Raw genomic sequence first — 21524 nt, forward strand, 5'->3', positions numbered from 1 at the left:
CATCAATCAATGCCTAAAACGTGTATTTTACACCAATCGCGGCGACGGTATCAGACCAACCGTTATTACCCGTCTGCTGACCAACGTTGCCTGAAACACTCAGTTTTTTGCTGAGATTACCTGCAACTCCTGCTTTCATCTCCGCAATGTTTCGGCTGCCAGCCTGGGTTACGCTGATGCTATCCATAGTCACGCCATAATCCTGCGTGTTGTGGATCCAGTTAGCTTCAAGGTACGGTTTGAAGCTACGCCCGTTAGCCTCATCCTGAGCAGCATGCCCTTTCATAAATATCTTCAGGCCCAGACGGGAACGTACATTATTGCTGCCCTCGCCGCTGATACGGGTGCCATTCTTCTCAGTATGATCGACAGCAGAAATACCGGACCATGCAATCTGCGCCTGTGGCTGGATAAAGAAGCGGCTACGGGCGGACTGCATTAACGGGATAACGTAGCCCGATTCCAGCGAGGCCGATAATCCACGCGTGCGGTAATACTCGGTGGCGACATTCTCACCGCTGACCGCGTTGTTGAACCAACTGTGCTGCAGGACGCCGTCCAGCCACAGGCCTTTTTCATCCGTACCTTCAGCGTGCCAGGCTCCATAAATCCCTGCGGTATAACCATCAACCTCTCCTGTGGCGCGATAGTTTGTCACGTTCGAAACGCTGTTGCTGCGGCTGTTTCCATGCCCCGCCAGCACGCCCACGCGCCAGATGCCCGACGGGCTCTTCCCGCTGGCCAGATCGCCGCCCAGCATAGTCACATAACGATTATTCGTTGTATGCAACTGACCGCTTTCGTCATGAGAGCGGGCATGGCCGCCGGCAATATGCATCCACAGACTTGTGTACTTTTTCTCTCCGGTAAAGATATCGGTATACAGGGTTCCCTGGCGCTCACTCAGACGAGTATCAAAAAGAGCAGACGCGGCAGCCGAGTTGGCGGCATAAGCGCCGCCCTCAGGACGAAGAACGTGCTTTTTCTTCGCAGGGATCGGCTCCGGAACCCGATCTGGGGCCGGTGCTGGCGCAGGCGCTGGAGCCGCTGGTTCAGGCGCTGGTGTTGGCGCTGCTGGTCCAGGCGTCGGCACTGGCTCAGGCGTAGGTGTTGGTTCCGTCGGTACTGGTTCAGGCGCAGGCGTTGGTTCAGGAACAGGCGTCGGCTCCGGAATAGCCGGGGAATTCATTTCGGAGGACAAATACCAGTTATTACCCGCTTTGATTACCTGATAATCATAAGCGCCTGCCACGATGCGCCCTTGCTGGATAAATTGCCCCTGTGAGCTTCCCTTTACATTGATAAGTTCGATGCCGTTAAGCGTGGCACCTCCTCTTCCCCCCAGATTGTTTACTTTTACGTAAGAAGTGCCTGACGTGTCCCCTGCGACAACCAGACGATCGGTAACGGAACTATCGTCGCCGAGCACGGAGTTAAAAATCAGCAGCCCGTTGTCTCCGTTATAATTGCCGTTCACCGTAAGCGTTGTACCGGCCTTGCCGCCGCCTAAATTAACGATACCTGAGTTGGTTAACTCTCCGGTGGTCTGGCTGTATCCTTTTAATGCCAGCTCGCCGTCTGCATAAACGGTATAGGCAGAGTTTGCGCTGAATGTATTTTCAGCGCCCGCCAGGAGTCTTCCTGCAGAGACGGAGGTGGTGCCGCTATAGGTATTTTGCGCGGTGAAGATAGTCGTTCCCGAATTAACGTCCACGCGACCATTGCCTTCAATGAGGGAATTAAAGGAATAATCCCCGGCGGTATGATTAAAGTTCAATGTCGCGTCGCCGTCGCCAAGAATAACTATCGGGCTTTTAATAATCCCGGGGTCGCCGGGCGCGAGTCCTGCCGCGCTGCCTATATTCAAAACCGCCTGGCTGCCTGCCGTGTGGGCAAGAATTAATTTATCTGTTGCCACACTGCCGCCATTTCTCACCGTCAAAACGCCATCGCCAGAGCGGCCCACAAATAAACCATCGCCGCTATGCCAGGCAGAGCCGTTACCGTCTACCATGACGCTTCCTGCGGAACCGGCTTCGCTGGCTATATAGCCAGGTCCGGCATTAGTCACCACGCCGCCATCTGAAATAAACATGCTGCCGGTGCCGAATGTTCCAATAGCGAGGGAGCTGGTTGGTGCGGTGAAATGAGAGCCTGCGCCGCTCACCTCCAGATATCCTTCACTCCCGGCATTGAAACCAAGGTGTGTGTCGCTGCTGTTATTTGTAACCGAACCCCCATCGGTAATTTTTAATATTCCGTTACCGGCATGCCCGATATAAAGAACGTCATTGGAAATCCAGCTTGAGCCGGAACCTTTCACCTCAGCTTTCCCGGTAAAACCGCTTATGCTGCCTATTGATCCCCCACCAGTGGTGAGCTGCCCTCCGTTTGTTACCGTCAGAATTCCGTCAGCCATGTCGCCAACAACCATATTACTTGAGGTGTTCCATTCGGGAATGCATGCCGGGGCAGGAAAATCGTCTCTGTTAAAGCAAACGTCTGCAACTGCAGGTGCGCTAAATGAAACAGCAAAATAAACAGCAGCCGATAATTTTTTTATTCTGAATGTATGCGGATAGATATTCATCATAAAACCTTTCATAGGAAAACCACTCTAACGTCCTGATTTAATAAAACGGCAACTTTTAAACGCTGGCTTCTTATAAGCGTCCTGTCGGACATCGCAATATGTAAATTTTATTTCCTGAGCGTAGGTAGCTCGTCCCCGGAAGCTGGTTCAATTTCCTTAACTTTTATTAAACCTTTATGCAACGCCCTGTCGCTATTCAGATATCCCTGATGTGATGAAAAGATAACCTGCAAACAGGCTGTGTCATACCTGAGTTGCTTCACTCAAATCGCCTGCTATTTCAAAAACGACTGATAATGAGATATGAGAAAACTTTGAAAATTATCCCTTTGAAATAAAAGAATATTTGTCCTTAATCAAATTTATTTGAGATAAACACGCATCTCAAATAAATCTTTTCTTTAAATTTTATCTTCCGGGTGGTTATAATATGCGCGTTTTCCCACCAAGGAATGACATCAAGCTATGACTAACAAAGAATGGTTCCTGATTAACGACCAGGTGTGTTTCTATCCCGATGAACAAATTGTTTGTTCGCTTCAGGGAAATAAAAAAATACCGCTGACGCGAATTGTGAATAAGATGTTGTATTATTTCTGCAAAAATTGCAGACAGATTATTAAATATGATGAAATGATGCTTTTTATCTGGGGAGAAAAGCACCGGCAAATCAGATATGGATCGTTATATCAGGCTTTACTGGTGCTGAGAAAATCACTGGAAGAGCTGAATATCAGTAGCGCTCTGATAAAAACGGTAAGGAAAAAAGGGCTGATATTCGACTGCGTTGTGGTTGAACAAAAATCAGATCCGAAAAGCACAGATAATGTTTCAGCAAGTGAGACCAGCGCCCAATCTTCTGAGCCGTTAACCAACAAGCCGATCGCCAGACGCCCTTTGTTTTATCTGGGGCTAATCCTTTTAACGGCGCTGTTTAGCGCTTTGTTTTACTATTATTCAACGAAAAGCGTCTTTGATAATTATACGGCTGGAGAGCGGTTGAGCGGTGGTTGTATGGTCCATTACAATTCAGACGCGCACGATGACAATCATCATAAAAAGTTTATGACTTCCCACAGCGAACTTTGCAAACCGGGGGCCATGCTTTATATCACGACTTATATCACCACGAATGCCGTAAGCGTGGTGCAATGCGATAATGCATGGCTGCGCGAAAAACACATAGGCAATTGCCTCGTTCATTATTTCCCGGAAGGTAAATAACATGCCAACGCTTAATATGAAAACCATTATCGATTGCCTGATTGCTTTGTCTGTGTTTCTGGTTATGGCTTTTTTCAGCGTGTCCTTTTTGGATTTGCTTCCCGAAGCATTTGAAGACTGTAAAAGCAACCTTTCCCTTTCAGGATCGAATGCCGTAATCAATTCACATATGGTTTTTCATTTTTATAACGGGAAGGGCTCCGCTGAAATAAGAGGGTTTTATACCACCGGCGAGAATAAAAATCAGGTTCTGAGCAGGGACATATTTTTTGATTATATAAAGCAGAAAAACAAGTATGTCCTCACCAACTCCGGAATTGAATCCCGTGATAATGACCAAAATATCAGGAATGATATTGATAAAATCATGCCTGCCTTCTTCCTGAAGCCGGACGCTATGCTTATCCTGAACAGAACGAAGTCAGGCAACGGCGAAAAAATTTTTTCATGGTCAGGTCTTCCCGTCCTTTATTGCCTGAGATAAACCCTGCGTATTTAGAGCATCGGGTAACTGCCGGGTAGCAACATTCTCCCTGTCATCCTGCCAACCCCTCACGCGCAGAAAATTGCCTTTCCTGAAAATAAAAACAACCTTCTTGACCTTCCCCTTGATGGAAGGTTTAACCTTATCTTATTCTTAAAACAAGGAGTCTGATGATGTCGCAAATTATCGATTTAAACCTTGATGGCCTGAGCTGCGGTCATTGTGTCAAACGAGTAAAAGAAAGCCTTGAGCAGCGCGCCGATGTTGAGCAGGCAGAAGTGACGCAAACGCACGCCCGCGTAACAGGTAGCGCTAGCGCGGATGCTTTAATCGAAACCGTAAAGCAGGCGGGATACGGCGCGGAAGTTGCAAGCCACCCAAAGGCTGAACCGCTGACAGAAGAGTCATCAACCTCGTCGGAAGCACTGACAGCGGTCCCCCCTTCGCTTCCGGCAGCCACCGATAATGACGACAGCCAACAACTGTTGATTAATGGCATGAGCTGCGCCAGTTGCGTGTCCCGCGTGCAAACTGCTTTGCAAAATGTACCGGGAGTCGCTCAGGCACGGGTAAATCTCGCAGAACGCAGCGCCCTGGTTATGGGTTCTGCCTCTGCCGAGTCCTTAATTAAAGCCGTCGAAAGCGCCGGTTACGGCGCCGAAGCGATTGAGGATGATATTAAACGCCGCGAGCGCCAGCAGGAAACGGCGAATGCCGCAGCTAAACGCTTCCGCTGGCAGGCCATTCTGGCGCTGGCGGTAGGTATCCCGGTGATGATCTGGGGCATGCTCGGTGACAACATGATGCTCACCGAAGATAACCGCTCGCTGTGGATGACCATCGGCATAATTACCCTGGGTGTGATGGTTATCGCTGGCGGCCATTTCTACCGTAGCGCCTGGCGCAGCCTGATGAATCGCTCGGCGACCATGGATACGCTCGTTGCGTTAGGCACGGGCGCCGCCTGGCTGTATTCAATTACTGTCAACGTCTGGCCGCAGTATTTCCCGATGGAAGCACGCCACCTTTATTACGAAGCCAGCGCGATGATTATCGGCCTGATTAACCTGGGCCACATGCTGGAGCAGCGTGCTCGCCAGCGTTCGTCCAAAGCGCTGGAACGTCTGCTGGATTTAACGCCGCCAACGGCTCGCGTTGTAACAGACGAAGGTGAAAAATCGATCCCGCTGGCGGAAGTGACCGCCGGGATGACGCTGCGCCTGACCACGGGCGACCGCGTGCCGGTAGACGGTGAAATTACTCAAGGGGAAGCCTGGTTCGACGAGGCGATGCTGACGGGCGAGCCGGTTCCACAACAAAAAGCCGATGGCGAAAATATTCACGCCGGGACAGTTGTGCAGGATGGCAGCGTGTTATTCCGCGCTACGGCGACCGGCAGCCGTACAACGCTGTCGCGCATTATTCGCATGGTGCGTCAGGCGCAGAGCAGCAAACCGGAAATCGGACAGCTTGCCGATAAAATTTCTGCCGTATTTGTGCCTGTGGTGGTGTTAATTGCTCTGTTTAGCGCGGCGATCTGGTACTTCGTCGGCCCTGCTCCGCAAATTGTTTATACGCTGGTGATCGCCACCACCGTGCTGATTATCGCCTGTCCTTGCGCGCTGGGCCTGGCCACGCCAATGTCGATTATTTCAGGCGTAGGGCGTGCTGCGGAATTTGGCGTATTAGTACGTGATGCCGATGCGTTGCAGCGTGCCAGCACTCTCGACACCCTTGTTTTTGATAAAACCGGTACGCTGACGGAAGGGAAACCGCAGGTCGTCGCGGTGAAAACACATGGCGAGATTCAGGAGAGTGAAGCGGTGAAATTAGCAGCGGCGCTTGAACAAGGCTCCAGCCATCCTCTCGCTCGCGCAATTCTGGAAAAAGCGGGCGGTACTAAGCTGCCGGAAGTTATCGGCTTCCGCACTCTGCGTGGGCTTGGCGTAAGCGGCGAAGCACAAGGGCATAAACTATTTCTTGGCAATAAAGCGCTGCTCGACGAGCAAAAGATTGATACGCAGCCGCTGGCAGATGAAATTGAAGCGCAGGCAAGGCAAGGTTCAACGCCGGTGCTGCTTGCGGTAGATGGCAAGCTGGTCGCTCTCTTTGCGATTCGCGATCCCTTACGGGCAGACAGCGTAAGCGCTCTGCAACGCTTACATCGTAACGGCTATCGCCTGGTAATGCTGACCGGCGATAACTCAATCACCGCAAATGCCATTGCTAAAGAGGCAGGTATCGACGAAGTCATCGCCGGGGTGCTGCCAGATGGTAAAGCCGAAGCGATTAAAAATCTGCAACGGCAGGGAAGGCAGGTGGCGATGGTCGGCGACGGTATTAACGATGCGCCCGCGCTGGCCCAGGCGGAAGTGGGTATTGCTATGGGCGGAGGCAGCGACGTCGCCATTGAAACAGCGGCCATTACGCTGATGCGCCATAGCCTGACGGGCGTGGCCGACGCGCTGGCGATTTCCAAAGCAACGCTCAGGAATATGAAGCAGAACCTGATGGGCGCTTTTGTCTACAACTCGCTGGGTATTCCGATTGCCGCCGGCGTGCTTTATCCGCTTACCGGCACGCTGCTTAATCCTGTTGTTGCCGGGGCTGCAATGGCGCTCTCTTCCATTACCGTGGTGAGCAACGCCAACCGCCTGCTGCGCTTTAAGCCTGAGGATTAATGTCAGATGGCGCTGCGCTTATCTGACCTACAGGTTTGCAGACAGAGATACCAAGTAATTGCCTCGTTCCGTAGGGTGGATAAGCGCAGATTCCACGTAACATTCTCGTTCCGTAGGGCGGATAAGCGCAAGCGCCATCCGCCGTAGCGCATTCTACAGGTGGGTAAATTTGCACCTTCCCCCTGGCAGCGGTAGCATGGCTTTTTAGCCAGGGAATTTGCTATATGGGCCTGCTATCGCGAATTAACGCATTTTTTTCAAGCCTTTCCGCCACAACTTATCCCTGGCCTGCCCTTGATGTTGTGCTCCCCGGTAAGCGCTATCTTCACCTTGTAGGCAGCATTCATATGGGGACCCGCGATATGGCTCCCCTGTCGCAGCGCCTGCTCGACAAACTGCGCGATGCGGATGCTCTTATTGTTGAGGCCGATATTTCCGAAGGCGGCTCCCCCTTCTCTGGCAGCGCTGAAGACATTCCGCTCGAGGAGCGCTTATCCCCTGATGACTGGGAGCGGGTCGTATCCCTGACGCAGGAAATGGGCATTTCGCTTGACACTATTGATAATCAACCCGCCTGGCAGATTGCGCTGGTATTGCAGGCGCACCAGGCCCAACGTCTGGGCCTGCGTCCTGATTACGGTATTGATTTTCAACTGCTGGAAGCGGCCAGAGCGTTGTCTGTTCCGGTGATAGAGTTGGAAGGCGCGCAAAGCCAGATTGATATGCTTACGCAACTGCCGCAGGGCGGAATGCCTTTGCTGCAGGATACGCTGGCCCACTGGCATACCAACGCCCGTCTGCTGCAAATGATGATTGGCTGGTGGCTGGAATCACCGCCGCGGCAGGGTAATATCCCGCTGCCAAACACTTTCGGCGATGAGCTATACGATGTGCTTATGCGCCAGCGTAACCGCCAGTGGCAGACTTTTTTGCAGCAGCTTCCCGCTGGCCGCTACGTGGTTGCCGTGGGCGCCCTGCATTTATATGGCGAAGGGAATCTACCTAATTTGTTGAAAAACACATAAAAAAAATGGCCAATATCGCTATTGGCCCGTCAAAGAGGAATAAGTTTATTATTGTTGTTATTTCGGTCGATTTAACAACCGAAGCTGGAATTGTCGCTCAATGTGACGATTAACGCTATCACTATTAAGCTGCATTATAGTATCTATAAAACATATCACCTGAATTACAATTCTGTGCGTTTTTGAGACAAATTTAGCAGGAAGGATGAAATGACCCCCGCCATAAAGCTCCTCGAAAAGAATAGCATTCCGTTTCAACTCCACGCTTACGATCACGATCCTAATGAAACTAACTTTGGCGACGAAGTGGTTCGCAAGCTGGGGCTCAACGCCGGGCAAGTTTATAAAACGCTGCTGGTGGCGATGAATGGCGATATGAAACACCTGGCAGTGGCGGTTACGCCCGTTTCCGGGCAGTTGGATTTGAAAAAGGTGGCGAAAGCGCTGGGCGCTAAAAAAGCTGATATGGCGGACCCGCTGGTCGCACAACGCGTGACGGGTTATCTGGTTGGCGGCATCAGCCCGCTGGGGCAGAAGAAACGCCTGCCGACGGTGATAGACGCTCCGGCGCAGGAATTTGACGTGATTTATATTTCCGGCGGCAGGCGCGGCCTGGATATTGAGCTTGCCGCGAGCGATCTGGCTGCGCTGCTGGGCGCAACCTTTGCTGATATCGCCCGCCGGGATTAACCATCGTATCGGTGGATGGCGCTGGCGCTTATCCACCCTACGAATTTGTAGGGCGGGTAAACAACGCGCCACCCGCCAGACCGGTTTACTGCCAGCTCACCTCGCCTTTCGGTTCGTAAGTATTCACATCCAGCGGCGAGTTTTGCTCGATGTACTGCTTAAGCACTTCCGCATCCACAAAACCGGTGTTCACATAACCCGGCTTTTTGTCGATGGCGGGATAACCGTCGCCGCCGGTGGCGTTAAAGCTTAGCGTCGCCATGCGGTAGTTTTTGGCTGGATCAACCGGCTCGCCTTTGATTTTCAAATCCTGCAAACCCTTCGCCGACGCGACAAAGCTCACGTTCGCAAACTGCGGGTATGCTCCGGAATCCGGCGTTTTCTTCGCAACTTCCGTCAGGTACTCCGCCACTTCTTTGCCCGACATATCAACATACGTCACGGTATTGCCAAACGGCTGCACCTTCAGTACATCTTTATAGGTGATATCGCCCGACTCGATAGAATCCCGAATACCGCCGCCGCTCATGACCGCAAAATCAGCATTTGTACGCGCCATTTGCGCTGCAAGAATGACGCGCGCAAGGTTCGTTTGTACAAAGCGAACTTTGCTGCGATCCCCTTCCAGGTGCCCGTTCACGCTGCCCACTTTTACCTTAAGCTGCGCCTGACCTTTGTTCTGGAACGGCGTCAGCAGCGAAAGCATTTGCTGATTTTCAAGGATCTGCGGAGTGTAAAGTACGCGCTCACTTTCGCCGTTATCGTAGGTAATTTTCTTTTTCAGGTTGATGGGGATGAGCTGGTAATGCACCAGTTTCATTTCGCCGTTGCGGAATTCAAAATCTGCACGGCCAACATATTTACCCCACTCGTGCGCCTGCACAATGTAGATGCCGTTTTGCTTGTCCGGCGCGCACGGCGTGCCCGGCACGTAATCAACCTGCTTTTTATTTTCAGAAGCCATGCAAACCGGGTTTTGTGAGTGACCACCCACAATCATTGTCAGCGCGCCTGCCGGCAGGCTACGCGCCATTTCAACGTCGCCCGGCGCGTTGGAGCCATGCTCGCCGTTGTCGTAATGGCCCATATGCGTTGCCGCAATAATCACATCCGGCTGCTCTGTGCTTTGCAGCTCCTGAATCACCAGCTTCGCTTCGTCGGCAGGTTTGCGGAATTCAATATCGGTGAAAAATTCAGGATTGCCGATTTTTGCGGTGTCGTCCGTCGTCAGGCCGATTACCGCCACTTTAATGCCTTGAGGTTTGAAGATGGCCCAGGGTTTAAATAACCGTTCGCCGGTGCTTTTTTGATAGATATTGGCTGAAAGCAGCGGGAATTTGGCCCACTTTTCCTGCTGGCGTAAAACCGAAAGCGGATTGTCAAACTCATGATTCCCGACAGCCATCGCGTCGTAACCAATCAGATTCATACCGCGGAAGTCGGGTTCCGCATCCTGCAAGTCGGATTCCGGCACGCCAGTGTTGATATCGCCGCCGGAAAGCAGAAGCACGCTGCCGCCTTCCTGCGTCACCTCTTTACGCACTCTGTCCACCAGCGTTTTTTGCGCGGCCAGGCCATACTCGCCATATTCGCTGCGCCAGAAATGACCGTGATGGTCGTTGGTATGCAGGATGGTAATTTTGTAGGTTTTATCTTTTTCCCACGCAAGCGCAGATAAACTCGTCAAACTCAACGCCACTAACAGTGCCGAAGTCAGCCCTTTCATTGCAAACCGCATTGAAAATCTCCATTTTCTTAAACCTGAACCATTATCAGAATGTTAGCAGGCGAGGCAAATAAATTTTATAAATTGCGACTTTCTTCAAGTCTCGCCTGCGGGTATGTTAGCAGGGTAACAATAACCCACGGATACGCCTGCAATCCGTTATCGCTATCCGTTTCAAAAATAATAATCAGCTTCTCAACAGGTATTTATGGCAACCTCCGAACAAACCCTCGCGCCGCCTGAATCGCAAAAGGCGCGCACCTCCTTTGGTATTTTAGGGGCTATCAGCCTTTCGCATTTGCTTAACGATATGATTCAGTCGCTGATTCTGGCGCTTTATCCGCTGCTGCAGGCTGAGTTTTCTTTAAGCTTTGTGCAGATTGGTATGATAACCCTTACTTTCCAGCTCGCCTCTTCGCTGCTTCAGCCGGTGGTGGGTTATTACACCGATAAATATCCGATGCCGTGGTCGCTGCCGATTGGCATGTGCTTCACCCTTTGCGGGCTGGTTCTGCTTGCGCTGGCGGGCAGTTTTCCGATGGTCTTACTGGCGGCGGCGCTGGTCGGCACGGGCTCATCCATCTTCCATCCAGAATCATCACGCGTGGCGCGTATGGCTTCCGGCGGACGTCATGGGCTGGCGCAATCGCTGTTCCAGGTGGGCGGCAACTTCGGCAGTTCGCTCGGGCCTTTGCTGGCGGCGCTTATCATCGCGCCTTACGGCAAAGGTAACGTTGCCTGGTTCGTGCTGGCCGCGCTGCTGGCGATTGTCGTGTTACTGCAAATTAGCCGCTGGTACGCCGCTCAGCATCTGATTGCCAGGGGAAAACCTAAAGCGCCTGTGGTTAACCCACTGCCGCGCAATAAAGTTATTCTGGCGGTTTCCATTCTGCTGATGCTGATTTTCTCAAAGTATTTCTATATGGCGAGCATCAGCAGTTATTACACTTTCTATTTGATGCATAAATTTGGTCTGTCGGTGCAAAACGCCCAGTTCCATCTTTTCGCATTCCTGTTTGCCGTTGCGGCCGGCACGGTTATCGGTGGACCTCTGGGCGACAAAATTGGCCGAAAATATGTCATTTGGGGCTCAATTCTCGGCGTTGCGCCGTTTACGATGGTTTTACCTTATGCATCCCTTTACTGGACGGGGATTTTAACCGTCATCATCGGCTTTATTCTCGCTTCTGCATTTTCTGCGATTCTGGTGTACGCCCAGGAACTGATGCCGGGCCGTATCGGTATGGTTTCCGGGCTGTTTTTCGGCTTTGCCTTTGGGATGGGCGGGCTGGGCGCTGCGGTGCTGGGTCTGGTTGCCGATCGTACAAGTATTGAGTTGGTCTACAAAATATGCGCCTTCCTTCCGCTACTGGGTATTTTGACCATATTCCTGCCCGATAATCGTCATAAATCGTAGCTTTAACCGGCCAAAGTCTTGCTTTGGCCGCCTCATATCCCCATATACCTCTCAGTCCGCCGCGCCATAAGTGACCTAAATACTGCTTAGCCTGCTTTTTTTGTCGAAATGCGCTTTTTAATATTAATTCAATAATTATTCACAAACGCCGATAAAGAAATTGTCATAAACTAATAATGTGACTTTTGGACTAACCGACCAAAACTGGACCCCATTGCTAACGAAAGGAGACGGAATGCATCATGCCACACCGCTTATCACCACCATTGTTGGTGGTCTTGTGCTCGCTTTTTTATTCGGAATGCTTGCCAATAAGCTGCGGATATCGCCGCTGGTCGGATATTTGTTAGCAGGGGTGATTGCGGGTCCGTTTACGCCAGGGTTTGTCGCCGATACCAAACTGGCGCCGGAGCTGGCGGAATTAGGCGTTATCCTGCTGATGTTCGGCGTGGGTCTTCATTTCTCCCTGAAGGATCTGATGGCGGTAAAGACCATCGCCATCCCCGGTGCCATCGCACAGATAGCTGTTGCGACGTTACTGGGCATGGCGCTTTCCGCAATGATGGGCTGGTCAATTATGACCGGCATTGTCTTTGGTCTGTGTCTTTCCACAGCAAGTACCGTGGTGTTACTGCGCGCGCTTGAGGAACGGCAGCTCATCGACAGCCAGCGCGGGCAAATCGCCATTGGCTGGCTGATCGTTGAAGATCTGGTGATGGTGCTAACGCTGGTTCTGCTGCCAGCGGTGGCAGGCATGCTGGAAAAAGGCAACGTGGGCCTGGCTTCGCTGTCGCTGGATATGGCTTTCACCATCGGTAAAGTCGTGGCGTTTATTGCCATCATGCTGGTGGTGGGCCGCCGTTTAGTGCCATGGATTCTGGCGCGCAGCGCGGCTACCGGTTCACGTGAACTGTTCACGCTTTCTGTTCTGGCGCTGGCGCTGGGCATCGCCTTTGGCGCGGTCGAATTCTTTGACGTTTCCTTTGCGCTCGGCGCGTTCTTCGCGGGAATGGTGCTGAACGAATCCGAGCTAAGCCATCGGGCGGCACACGACACTCTGCCGCTGCGCGATGCCTTCGCCGTGCTGTTCTTTGTTTCCGTCGGCATGCTTTTCGATCCGTTGGTTCTGTTTGAGGAGCCGCTGGCCGTACTGGGCACGCTGGCCATCATCGTTTTCGGTAAATCCGTCGCCGCGTTCGGGCTGGTTCGCCTGTTTGGACACTCCCAGCGCACGGCTTTAACCATCGCCACCAGCCTCGCGCAAATTGGTGAATTCGCCTTTATTCTTGCAGGCCTTGGCATGGCGCTAAATCTGCTGCCGCAAAACGGCCAGAATCTGGTTCTCGCAGGGGCGATTCTGTCGATTATGCTCAACCCCGTTCTGTTCGCCGTGCTTGAACGCTATCTCGTTAAAACCGAAACGCTTGAAGAGCAGACGCTGGAAGAAGCTGTCGAGGATGAAAAACAGATCCCCGTCGATATCTGCAACCACGCGCTGCTGGTTGGTTTTGGGCGAGTCGGCAGCCTGCTGGGCGAAAAACTTATGGCTCAGGGCATTCCGCTTGTCGTAGTGGAAACCTCACGTAGCCGGGTAGACGAGCTGCGCGAGCGCGGCGTGCGTGCCGTGTTAGGGAATGCCGCCAACGAAGAAATAATGAATCTGGCGCATCTGGACTGCGCCCGCTGGCTGCTGCTCACCATTCCTAACGGCTATGAGGCAGGGGAAGTCGTGGCGGCAGCGCGCGCAAAATGCCCGAACATCGAAATTATTGCCCGCGCGCATTATGACGATGAGGTGGAATACATTACTGAAAGAGGCGCAAACCAGGTCGTAATGGGTGAAAGGGAGATTGCCAATACGATGATGGGGCTGTTAGAAAAACCTTTACCTCAGGAAACGGTGACAGGGTAATTTAGGGTTGAATGTCGGATGGTTTGTGTCGGATGGCGCTTCGCTTATCCGACCTACGATCGCCTGAACAATTGTAGGGTGGATAAGCGTCAGCGCCATCCACCTTCTGCATCAAAGCATCAACGATCCCAGTAAGATTCTTCCAGGCTGTCTTCGCGCTCCGGCAAACCACGCGTCAGGCGCGGGGAATGCTGGTTCAAAACCTGATAGCTCACGCGATTCGCATACTTACACACCTGCGCCAACGACGAATAGGTCAGCCAGGTAAACTGGTGCTTGCTGGAGTTCGGTACGTTTGAGCGGTGATAGTTATTAGCGGTGATGTCATGCAGCAGCGCGGCCAGCGCGCCGTCGCCAGCCCCGTTGGTGTTCATGATTTTTTCCGGGCCGCCCATGTACGGCGCGATGTGCGAGAAGATACGCAGCGGCTGCTGGCAATCTTTATGGCGCATCGCACGGCTAAATTCGTACTGGTTAAACTCGGCGATCGCGCCCGGCAACAGCGGATGTTGGGTGGTGCGTTTCGCCGTCTCTTCCGTAAAGCCCGCCATATATAAGCCTACCGGCCCGGCGGTGCAAAGCACTAAATCAACCCAGTCCAGCGCTTTGTCAGAGGCGAGCAGCGGGTCGCTTTCGCCGGTCAGCGCCTCACCTTCTTCTTCGTTCATCGCCAGAATAGAGACGTGCTCTTTCAGAAACGCCTGCCACCACTCCGGGTTTTCGGCAATGACATACTTTGTGCCCAGCGTCAGCACAACCGGAACGTTATGCTTTTTGGCATAACCAATCGCCTGCATGGTGGCATCCGGCATTGGCTCGCCGGGTTTGCAGCGCACCAGATAAGACGTCAGCACCAGCGCGGAGGCCCCGGCAATCACGTCTTCAGGAATGCTCTCGGCACGCAGTTGGTTCATGTGCCCGGGGCTGATGGCAAAGGTACGTTCGCCCTGCTCGCCAATCAGCGTAAAGCAGCGGCCAATCGCCCCGTCTACGCCCTGCAGATAGTTCAAATCGGTACGGCTGGAGGTATTGCATAAATAGCGGTAGGCGTAGCTGCCGATTTCGATATTGCTGCACATCACGCCCAGCAGAACCGAACGATCATCCGCCAGCACCGAATAGTTGTGCATAGTGTTGCCGATAGTGCCGCCGGCAAACTGATGGGTAATGAGATTTTTTTGCACCAGCTCCTGATACAACGCTTCTGCAACGTCATCGTCAATGACCAGGGAATGCCCGAAGCTTAACCCGTAACGCTGAACAAATTCGTCGTCGACTTTGGCTTCAATATCCACCAGCGTCTGGTCAATGCCGACAATCCAGGAAGTGCCGGTTTCGTTTTCAGGTTGAACCTGCTGCAACAAAGGGTCGCGGGCGCTTACGGGAAAATAATGTTTAGATTTGCGTTTACCGGGAAATTTCATGATGTCATTGGGAGTGGCTAATCAGGCCGCGCATGGTAGCACATTCGCGGCCTCAGGGGCGATTAGCGATAGCGGCTGATGAGATTCACCATCATCGCGATATGAGCAGGATCGTCATTGAGCGCCGGAATGTATTCGTACTTTGTGCCGCCCGCTTCGATAAACACTTCGCGGTTTTGCACCGCCATTTCTTCAAGCGTTTCCAGGCAGTCTGCCGAGAAACCGGGGCACATAACCTGAATATGTTTAACGCCTTTTTCTGCCAGCATTTTCAGCGTTTCGTCGGTATAGGGCATCAGCCACGGCTCACGTCCAAAGCGCGACTGGTAGGTCATCATCACTTTTTCCGGCGGCAATTCCAGCGCGGAAAGCAATTCGCGCGTGGTATCACGGCAGCGCTGTGGATAATCGTCGCCTTCGTTAGCATAACGCTGCGGAATGCCGTGGTAGGAAAGCAGTAAAATATCCGGCTCGCCGTGCTCTTCAAACGAACGTTTTACCGACGCCGCCAGAGCATTGATATATAAAGTATCTTCGGCGTAATCACGAATCAATGAAACCGATGGCATGGTGCGGGAGCGGGCGAAAATACGGCCCAGCTCGTCCCAGACGGCAGCCACCGTCGAGCAGGAAAACTGCGGATAAAGCGGCAGTACCACAATATGCGTGACGTTGTGCGCCAGAAGTTCATCAACCGCGCTTTTCAACGAAGGATTGCCGTAGCTCATCCCCAGCGCAACGGGCATATCGGGCAACTGTGCCGCCAGAGCCTGCTGCTGACGGCGGCTGAATACCATCAGCGGAGAACCCTCTTCCATCCAGACGGACTGGTAAAGCTTTGCCACGCGTGGAGAACGCAGCGGCAGAATCACGCCGCGCAGCAGCGGCCACCAGAGCAAACGTGGGGTGTCGACTACGCGCTTATCGCTCAAAAACTGGCGCAGGTAGCGTTTTACCGCCGCCGGAGTCGGTGCATCAGGCGTACCAAGATTTGCCAGTAAAACGCCTATTTTTTCCTGACTCATTACCCCTCCTTATCAACAAATTGCTGATAAGTGTAACGTAAAAGCCCGGCGGAAAAACCGATAACAGCGAAAGGGAAAGATTCAGACAAAAAAATACCAGGGCATACCCTGGTATTTTCATATCGGCTTTGATTTAGCCGAGGATTTTAGCCAGCTCTGCGCTGACTTCGGCCACTTTACGGGTGCCGTCGATTTTCACGTATTTGGTGTTGCCCACTTCTGCTTCTTTGCTGTAGTAAGAGATCAGCGGAGCGGTCATCTGATGGTATTCCACCAGGCGCTTACGCACGGTTTCTTCCTGATCGTCTTTACGGGTAGTCAGCTCTTCGCCGGTCACGTCGTCTTTACCTTCCACTTTTGGTGGGTTGAAGGTGACGTGATAAACGCGGCCAGACGGCGCGTGAACGCGACGACCAACAATACGTTCAACGATCAATTCGTCAGGTACAGCGAACTCCAGAACCACATCTACACTGATGCCGGCTTCTTTCATGGCGTCAGCCTGCGGAATGGTGCGCGGGAAGCCGTCAAGCAGGAAACCCTTACGGCAATCTTCCTGAGTAATACGCTCTTTCACCAGCGCGATAACCAGCTCATCGGTCACCAGTTTTCCGGCATCCATGATGTCTTTGGCTTGTTTACCCAGCTCTGAACCAGATTTAACCGCAGCACGTAACATATCACCGGTGGAGATTTGCGGAATACCGTATTTCTCCATGATGAACTGTGCCTGAGTCCCTTTACCTGCGCCCGGAGCGCCGAGCAGAATGATACGCATTGCGTAATTCCCCATACGTTTGGATTTTGTGTACTTGGATCTGAGGCGATGACCTTACCATTAAAGGCGTATTCATCTCAAGGAAGCCAGGTGCGAGAAGGTGTTCTGAAAAGAAAAACAGGTGGATGACGGCCTGCGCCTTATCCACCCTACCTTTCTCTGGCTATCGTAGGGCGGATAAGCGAATGCGCCATCCGCCGTCAGGATTACGATACGAGCAGTTGGTTCATACGACGGATAAACTGGTTTGGATCTTCAAGCGTGCCGCGCTCTGCCAGCAAAGCCTGATCGAGCAGCAGTTCAACCCATTCGCCAAACTGCGCTTCGTCCTGGGTGTCGGCTGCGCGTTTCACCAAACGGTGCTCCGGGTTCAGCTCGAAAATGTATTTCACTTCCGGCACGGCCTGACCCGCAGCGGCAAACAGCTTCGCCATCTGGGTGCTCATGTCGTTGCTGTCGGTGGTAACAATGGCCGGGGTATCTGTCAGACGATGAGTCAGGCGCACTTCCTTCACGCGCTCGCCCAACAGGGTTTTTACGCGATCCACAAACGGCTCAAGCGCTTTTTCAGCTTCTTTCGCTTCTTCAGTTTCTTCGTCAGCCAGTTTTTCCAGCGACTCGTCGGTTTTGCTTACGGACTGGAACGCCTTGCCGTCAAACTCGGTGAGGTAGCTCATCATCCACTCGTCGATGCGGTCGGAAAGCAGCAGTACTTCGATGCCTTTCTTACGCAGCAGTTCCAGATGCGGGCTGCTCTTCGCCGCCGCGTAGCTGTCCGCGGTGATGTAGTAAATCTTCTCCTGGCCTTCTTTCATGCGTGACACATACTCTTCAAGCGACACGGTTTGCGCAGAGGAGTCGGTATGAGTTGTCGCAAAGCGCAGCAGCTTAGCAATCGCTTCCTGGTTGGCGTTATCTTCCGCCGGGCCTTCTTTCAGCACCAGACCAAAGTTTTTCCAGAAGGTCTGATATTTTTCGCTGTCGTCTTTCGCCAGTTTATCCAGCATTTGCAGAACGCGTTTAGTCAGCGCGCTGCGCAGATTTTGCGTGACGCGGCTGTCCTGGAGGATTTCACGGGAAACGTTCAGCGGCAGATCGTTGGAATCTATCAGGCCGCGCACGAAGCGCAGGTAGTTCGGCATGAACTGTTCGGCGTCGTCCATGATGAATACGCGCTGCACGTACAGCTTCAGGCCGTGCTTGTGATCGCGATTCCACATATCCCACGGCGCCTGAGAAGGTATGTACAGCAGGCTGGTGTATTCCTGCTTCCCTTCCACGCGGTTGTGGCTCCAGGCCAGCGGATCGGTGAAATCATGGGCGATATGCTTGTAGAACTCGTTGTACTCTTCGTCTTTGACTTCAGATTTGCTGCGGGTCCACAGGGCCTGCGCCTTGTTGATTTTTTCCCAGCCGAGGATGGTTTCGCCGTCTTTCTCTTCACGGGTTTCGATTTCAACCGGCAGCGCGATGTGATCGGAGTATTTACCGATGATGGAACGCACGCGCCAGTCGTCGAGGAATTCGTCTTCGCCTTCACGCAGGTGCAGCGTGATTTCAGTCCCGCGATCGGCTTTAGTGATATCCGCTACGGTATATTCGCCCGCCCCTTCTGATTCCCAGAACACGCCTTCGTCAGCAGAAACGCCAGCGGCACGAGTGCGCACGGTAACTTTATCCGCCACGATAAACGCGGAGTAGAAGCCCACGCCGAACTGCCCGATAAGCTGGCTGTCTTTCGCCTGGTCTGAACCCATGGATTCGAGGAAGGCTTTGGTGCCGGATTTAGCAATGGTGCCCAGATGATCGATAACGTCTTCGCGGGTCATACCGATGCCGTTATCGGCCAGCGTCAGAGTACGTTTTTCTTTATCAAAAGAGACGCGCACGCGCAGCTCGCCGTCACCCTCGTACAGATCGGCCTGAGAAAGCGCGCGGAAACGCAGCTTGTCTGCCGCATCGGAGGCGTTGGAGATCAGCTCACGCAGGAAGATTTCTTTATTTGAATAGAGAGAATGGATCATCAGGTGCAGAAGCTGTTTCACTTCAGACTGGAAGCCACGGGTCTCTTGTCCTTTCATGGTCATTGATACCTCAACAAAATCAAAATACAGGGGTGATGAAAACGTTGAGGGAGAAATGGGGATAGCGGGAGAAGTTTTCAAGCGGGGAGACGAAGAATCTCCCCGTGTTCGATTAGAAATTAATCTTGTGACGTCCGGCCAGGGAGTGCGAAAGCGTGGTGCCGTCGACCATTTCCAGCTCGCCGCCCACCGGCACGCCGTGCGCTATGCGGCTGGCGTCAACGCCGTATTGTCCGCACAGTTCGGCGATGTAGTTGGCCGTCGCTTCCCCTTCTACCGTCGGGTTGGTAGCAAGGATAATCTCTTTGATAGTTTCGCTGGATAAGCGCTCTTCCAGGCGGCCAAGACCGATGTCGTCCGGACCGATACCGTCCAGCGGCGAAAGGTGGCCCATCAGCACAAAATAGCGCCCGGAAAACTGGCCGGTTGCTTCGATGGCATGAATATCCGCCGGGGTTTCCACCACGCAAATCTGGCCGTTTTCCTGACGGCGCGGGTTCATGCAAATAGCGCACACTTCCTGTTCGGTGAAGGTGCGGCAGTCCGCACAGTGGCCGATTTCCGACATGGCGCGAGTCAGCGCCTGAGCAAGGCGCATTCCGCCGCTGCGATCGCGCTGCAGGAGCGCAAACGCCATTCGTTGGGCAGACTTAGGGCCAACGCCGGGCAGGCAGCGCAGGGATTCCATAAGGGCTGTGAGTAAAGGGCTGGTTTGCATCGCTCAGATTTCTGAAAAAATAGTGGGCCATAGCCTAACATTAGCCCCGCGGGCGGGCATAGAAAAAGATAGTCCCCCTGCGCGATGTCTCGCACAAGGGGAATTTTTTAGCTTCGTTGAGAGTCCAGTTGCTCCTGGTTATTCACCACGTCCTGCGCTTTCTGATAGCTTTCGCTCAGCAAGCCGTATTCGGTAAAGACGCTTCCCCACAGACCAGCCCATTCCATCGCGTCATCGCGATTCCAGGTCTGCTGAATTTCTGCGGTGACGGCTGCGGTATCAAGCGGTATCACGCCCGCCTGCACTACGCGCGCCAGGGTAATTTCCTGCGCCATTTTGGAATAAGTGCCAGACGCATCGATAACGGCGAACACTTTAAAGCCTTCGGCAACCGCGCTAATCGCCGGGAATGCCATGCAGACACTGGTCACCGTACCGGCAATAATCAGCGTTTTGCGCCCCGTGGCTTTTACTGCCGCCACGAAGTCCGGATTATCCCAGGCGTTAATCTCGCCCTTGCGCGGCACGTACTGGGCATGAGGTGCGAACTGATGAATTTCCGGGATCAGCGGACCGTTCGGCCCCTGCGGCACAGAGGCCGTAGTTATCACCGGAATTTCCGCAAGCGTTGCGATTTTAGCAAGCACCGTCGCATGGGCGCGCAGGGTCGTCATCGGCATGTCGTGGACAAGCTGAAACAGGCCGCTTTGGTGATCGATGAGCAGCAATACCGCATCGCTGACGTCAATCATTGGTTTTTGTCCGTTAAAATTTGCAGGGTTCATTATGACTTTCCTCTCTTAAAAGAAACGGCTATCAGGCGATAGCCGTTGTGGATTAACTATTCGACTGACCAAAACGGCCCTGATTAAAGTCGTCAATGGCCTGATTGATTTCTTCGCGGGTGTTCATCACAAACGGCCCATAACCCGCAACCGGTTCGTTGAGCGGTTCCCCGCTGAGCACCAGCACAACAGCGTCGTTATTCGCTTCGATGGCAACGCTCTCGCCTTTAGCGTCCAGAACCACCAGTTGCGCTTCACGCGCCACTTCCTGGCCGTTGACCTGCACCGTGCCTTTAAGCACCACCAGCGCAGTGTTCCAGCCATCCGGCAAAGCCAGATTCGTTACGCCATGAGCGTTCAGTCGCAGATCCAGAATGCGCATCGGCGAGAAGGTTCTGGCCGGGCCTTTACGCCCGTCCAGAACGCCAGCAATCACGCGAGCCTTGCCTGCGTTATCGGGCAACGTCACGACCGGAATATCGCTATCCGTGATGGACTGATAACCCGGCGGCGTAGATTTATCCTTCGCCGGCAGGTTCACCCAAAGCTGCACCATTTCCAGCGTACCGCCCTTCTCACTGAACGCCGGAGAGTGGAACTCTTCGTGCAGAATGCCGCTGCCTGCGGTCATCCACTGCACGTCGCCCGGACCAATCACCCCGCCGCTGCCGGTGGAATCGCGGTGCGCAACTTCACCTTTATAGACGATGGTGACCGTCTCAAAACCACGATGTGGATGTACATCCACACCTCGCTGTCCTTTGTCGCTCGGTTTAAATTCTGCCGGGCCTGCGTAATCCAGCAGCAGGAACGGGCTTAGCTGGCTTGCGAATTTTGAATAAGAGAACATTGAGCGAACAGGGAATCCATCGCCCACCCAGTGGGACGCAGGAGCTGAGTAAACGCCAAGAATTGATTTCATCGTTATCTCCGTTGAGTGTCGATTGCTATGGGATAA

At 53.1% G+C, this 21524-nt stretch carries 16 protein-coding genes; 7 read left to right on the plus strand and 9 right to left on the minus strand.

Features of this window, described 5'->3' with window-relative positions:
- Positions 1-13: 13 nt before the first annotated feature.
- Positions 14-2419: an autotransporter outer membrane beta-barrel domain-containing protein gene (locus MUA00_RS07645; RefSeq protein WP_271122505.1), complete on the minus strand. Its 2406-nt coding sequence runs from the start codon at positions 2417-2419 to the stop codon at positions 14-16.
- Between the two features lie 639 nt (positions 2420-3058).
- On the opposite strand from MUA00_RS07645, the gene MUA00_RS07650 reads away from it, so the two are divergent.
- From MUA00_RS07650 to ybaK, 5 genes are all read left to right on the plus strand, one after another.
- Positions 3059-3817 carry a winged helix-turn-helix domain-containing protein gene (locus tag MUA00_RS07650; protein WP_271122506.1) on the plus strand — a complete coding sequence of 253 codons (759 nt, stop codon included), beginning with the start codon at positions 3059-3061 and terminating at the stop codon, positions 3815-3817.
- A gap of 1 nt (position 3818) precedes the next feature.
- Entirely contained in the window at positions 3819-4301 is a 483-nt protein-coding gene (locus tag MUA00_RS07655) for a hypothetical protein (protein ID WP_271122507.1), read from the plus strand.
- Positions 4302-4474: 173 nt separating this feature from the next.
- A complete protein-coding gene (copA, locus tag MUA00_RS07660) occupies positions 4475-6982 on the plus strand; it encodes a copper-exporting P-type ATPase CopA (protein ID WP_271122617.1) in 2508 nt (835 codons plus the stop codon).
- 224 nt (positions 6983-7206) lie between these two features.
- A complete protein-coding gene (locus MUA00_RS07665) occupies positions 7207-8007 on the plus strand; it encodes a TraB/GumN family protein (RefSeq protein WP_271122508.1) in 801 nt (266 codons plus the stop codon).
- 210 nt (positions 8008-8217) lie between these two features.
- A complete protein-coding gene (gene ybaK / locus MUA00_RS07670) occupies positions 8218-8697 on the plus strand; it encodes a Cys-tRNA(Pro)/Cys-tRNA(Cys) deacylase YbaK (protein WP_271122509.1) in 480 nt (159 codons plus the stop codon).
- Positions 8698-8782: 85 nt separating this feature from the next.
- Here the strand turns inward: ybaK and ushA are convergent, their stop codons facing one another.
- A complete protein-coding gene (gene ushA, locus MUA00_RS07675) occupies positions 8783-10435 on the minus strand; it encodes a bifunctional UDP-sugar hydrolase/5'-nucleotidase UshA (RefSeq protein ID WP_271122510.1) in 1653 nt (550 codons plus the stop codon).
- A 196-nt stretch (positions 10436-10631) separates the two neighbouring features.
- Between ushA and MUA00_RS07680 the strand changes: the two genes are divergently transcribed.
- Positions 10632-11840: an MFS transporter gene (locus MUA00_RS07680; RefSeq protein WP_271122511.1), complete on the plus strand. Its 1209-nt coding sequence runs from the start codon at positions 10632-10634 to the stop codon at positions 11838-11840.
- Between the two features lie 235 nt (positions 11841-12075).
- Complete coding sequence (ybaL, locus tag MUA00_RS07685; protein WP_271122512.1) at positions 12076-13752, plus strand: YbaL family putative K(+) efflux transporter; 1677 nt, start codon at positions 12076-12078, stop codon at positions 13750-13752.
- A 119-nt stretch (positions 13753-13871) separates the two neighbouring features.
- Here the strand turns inward: ybaL and MUA00_RS07690 are convergent, their stop codons facing one another.
- From MUA00_RS07690 to MUA00_RS07720, 7 genes are all read right to left on the minus strand, one after another.
- Complete coding sequence (locus MUA00_RS07690) at positions 13872-15176, minus strand: inosine/guanosine kinase (protein WP_271122513.1); 1305 nt, start codon at positions 15174-15176, stop codon at positions 13872-13874.
- Positions 15177-15238: 62 nt separating this feature from the next.
- Complete coding sequence (gene hemH / locus MUA00_RS07695; RefSeq protein WP_271122514.1) at positions 15239-16201, minus strand: ferrochelatase; 963 nt, start codon at positions 16199-16201, stop codon at positions 15239-15241.
- A 133-nt stretch (positions 16202-16334) separates the two neighbouring features.
- A complete protein-coding gene (gene adk, locus MUA00_RS07700; RefSeq protein WP_271122515.1) occupies positions 16335-16979 on the minus strand; it encodes an adenylate kinase in 645 nt (214 codons plus the stop codon).
- A 206-nt stretch (positions 16980-17185) separates the two neighbouring features.
- Complete coding sequence (htpG, locus tag MUA00_RS07705) at positions 17186-19060, minus strand: molecular chaperone HtpG (RefSeq protein WP_271122516.1); 1875 nt, start codon at positions 19058-19060, stop codon at positions 17186-17188.
- A gap of 115 nt (positions 19061-19175) precedes the next feature.
- Positions 19176-19781, minus strand: a complete 606-nt coding sequence (gene recR / locus MUA00_RS07710) for a recombination mediator RecR (protein ID WP_271122517.1) — start codon at positions 19779-19781, stop codon at positions 19176-19178.
- A 107-nt stretch (positions 19782-19888) separates the two neighbouring features.
- Positions 19889-20569 carry an isochorismatase family protein gene (locus tag MUA00_RS07715; protein ID WP_271122618.1) on the minus strand — a complete coding sequence of 227 codons (681 nt, stop codon included), beginning with the start codon at positions 20567-20569 and terminating at the stop codon, positions 19889-19891.
- Positions 20570-20618: 49 nt separating this feature from the next.
- Positions 20619-21488, minus strand: coding sequence for a pirin family protein (locus tag MUA00_RS07720; protein ID WP_271122518.1), 870 nt, complete (start codon positions 21486-21488; stop codon positions 20619-20621).
- Between the last annotated feature and the right edge of the window lie 36 nt (positions 21489-21524).

The sequence above is a fragment of the Dryocola boscaweniae genome, from assembly GCF_025215095.1.
Taxonomy (GTDB): Bacteria; Pseudomonadota; Gammaproteobacteria; order Enterobacterales; family Enterobacteriaceae; genus Dryocola; species Dryocola boscaweniae.

Bases quoted from the DNA above. Each gene is read 5' to 3' on its own strand.
- htpG (WP_271122516.1), bottom strand. From the start codon at position 19,060: ATGAAAGGACAAGAGACCCGTGGCTTCCAGTCTGAAGTGAAACAGCTT.
- MUA00_RS07720 (WP_271122518.1), bottom strand. From the start codon at position 21,488: ATGAAATCAATTCTTGGCGTTTACTCAGCTCCTGCGTCCCACTGGGTG.
- ybaL (WP_271122512.1), top strand. From the start codon at position 12,076: ATGCATCATGCCACACCGCTTATCACCACCATTGTTGGTGGTCTTGTG.
- hemH (WP_271122514.1), bottom strand. From the start codon at position 16,201: ATGAGTCAGGAAAAAATAGGCGTTTTACTGGCAAATCTTGGTACGCCT.
- ushA (WP_271122510.1), bottom strand. From the start codon at position 10,435: ATGCGGTTTGCAATGAAAGGGCTGACTTCGGCACTGTTAGTGGCGTTG.
- recR (WP_271122517.1), bottom strand. From the start codon at position 19,781: ATGCAAACCAGCCCTTTACTCACAGCCCTTATGGAATCCCTGCGCTGC.
- MUA00_RS07645 (WP_271122505.1), bottom strand. From the start codon at position 2,419: ATGGCTGACGGAATTCTGACGGTAACAAACGGAGGGCAGCTCACCACT.
- MUA00_RS07665 (WP_271122508.1), top strand. From the start codon at position 7,207: ATGGGCCTGCTATCGCGAATTAACGCATTTTTTTCAAGCCTTTCCGCC.
- MUA00_RS07690 (WP_271122513.1), bottom strand. From the start codon at position 15,176: ATGAAATTTCCCGGTAAACGCAAATCTAAACATTATTTTCCCGTAAGC.
- MUA00_RS07680 (WP_271122511.1), top strand. From the start codon at position 10,632: ATGGCAACCTCCGAACAAACCCTCGCGCCGCCTGAATCGCAAAAGGCG.
- ybaK (WP_271122509.1), top strand. From the start codon at position 8,218: ATGACCCCCGCCATAAAGCTCCTCGAAAAGAATAGCATTCCGTTTCAA.
- adk (WP_271122515.1), bottom strand. From the start codon at position 16,979: ATGCGTATCATTCTGCTCGGCGCTCCGGGCGCAGGTAAAGGGACTCAG.
- MUA00_RS07655 (WP_271122507.1), top strand. From the start codon at position 3,819: ATGCCAACGCTTAATATGAAAACCATTATCGATTGCCTGATTGCTTTG.
- copA (WP_271122617.1), top strand. From the start codon at position 4,475: ATGTCGCAAATTATCGATTTAAACCTTGATGGCCTGAGCTGCGGTCAT.
- MUA00_RS07650 (WP_271122506.1), top strand. From the start codon at position 3,059: ATGACTAACAAAGAATGGTTCCTGATTAACGACCAGGTGTGTTTCTAT.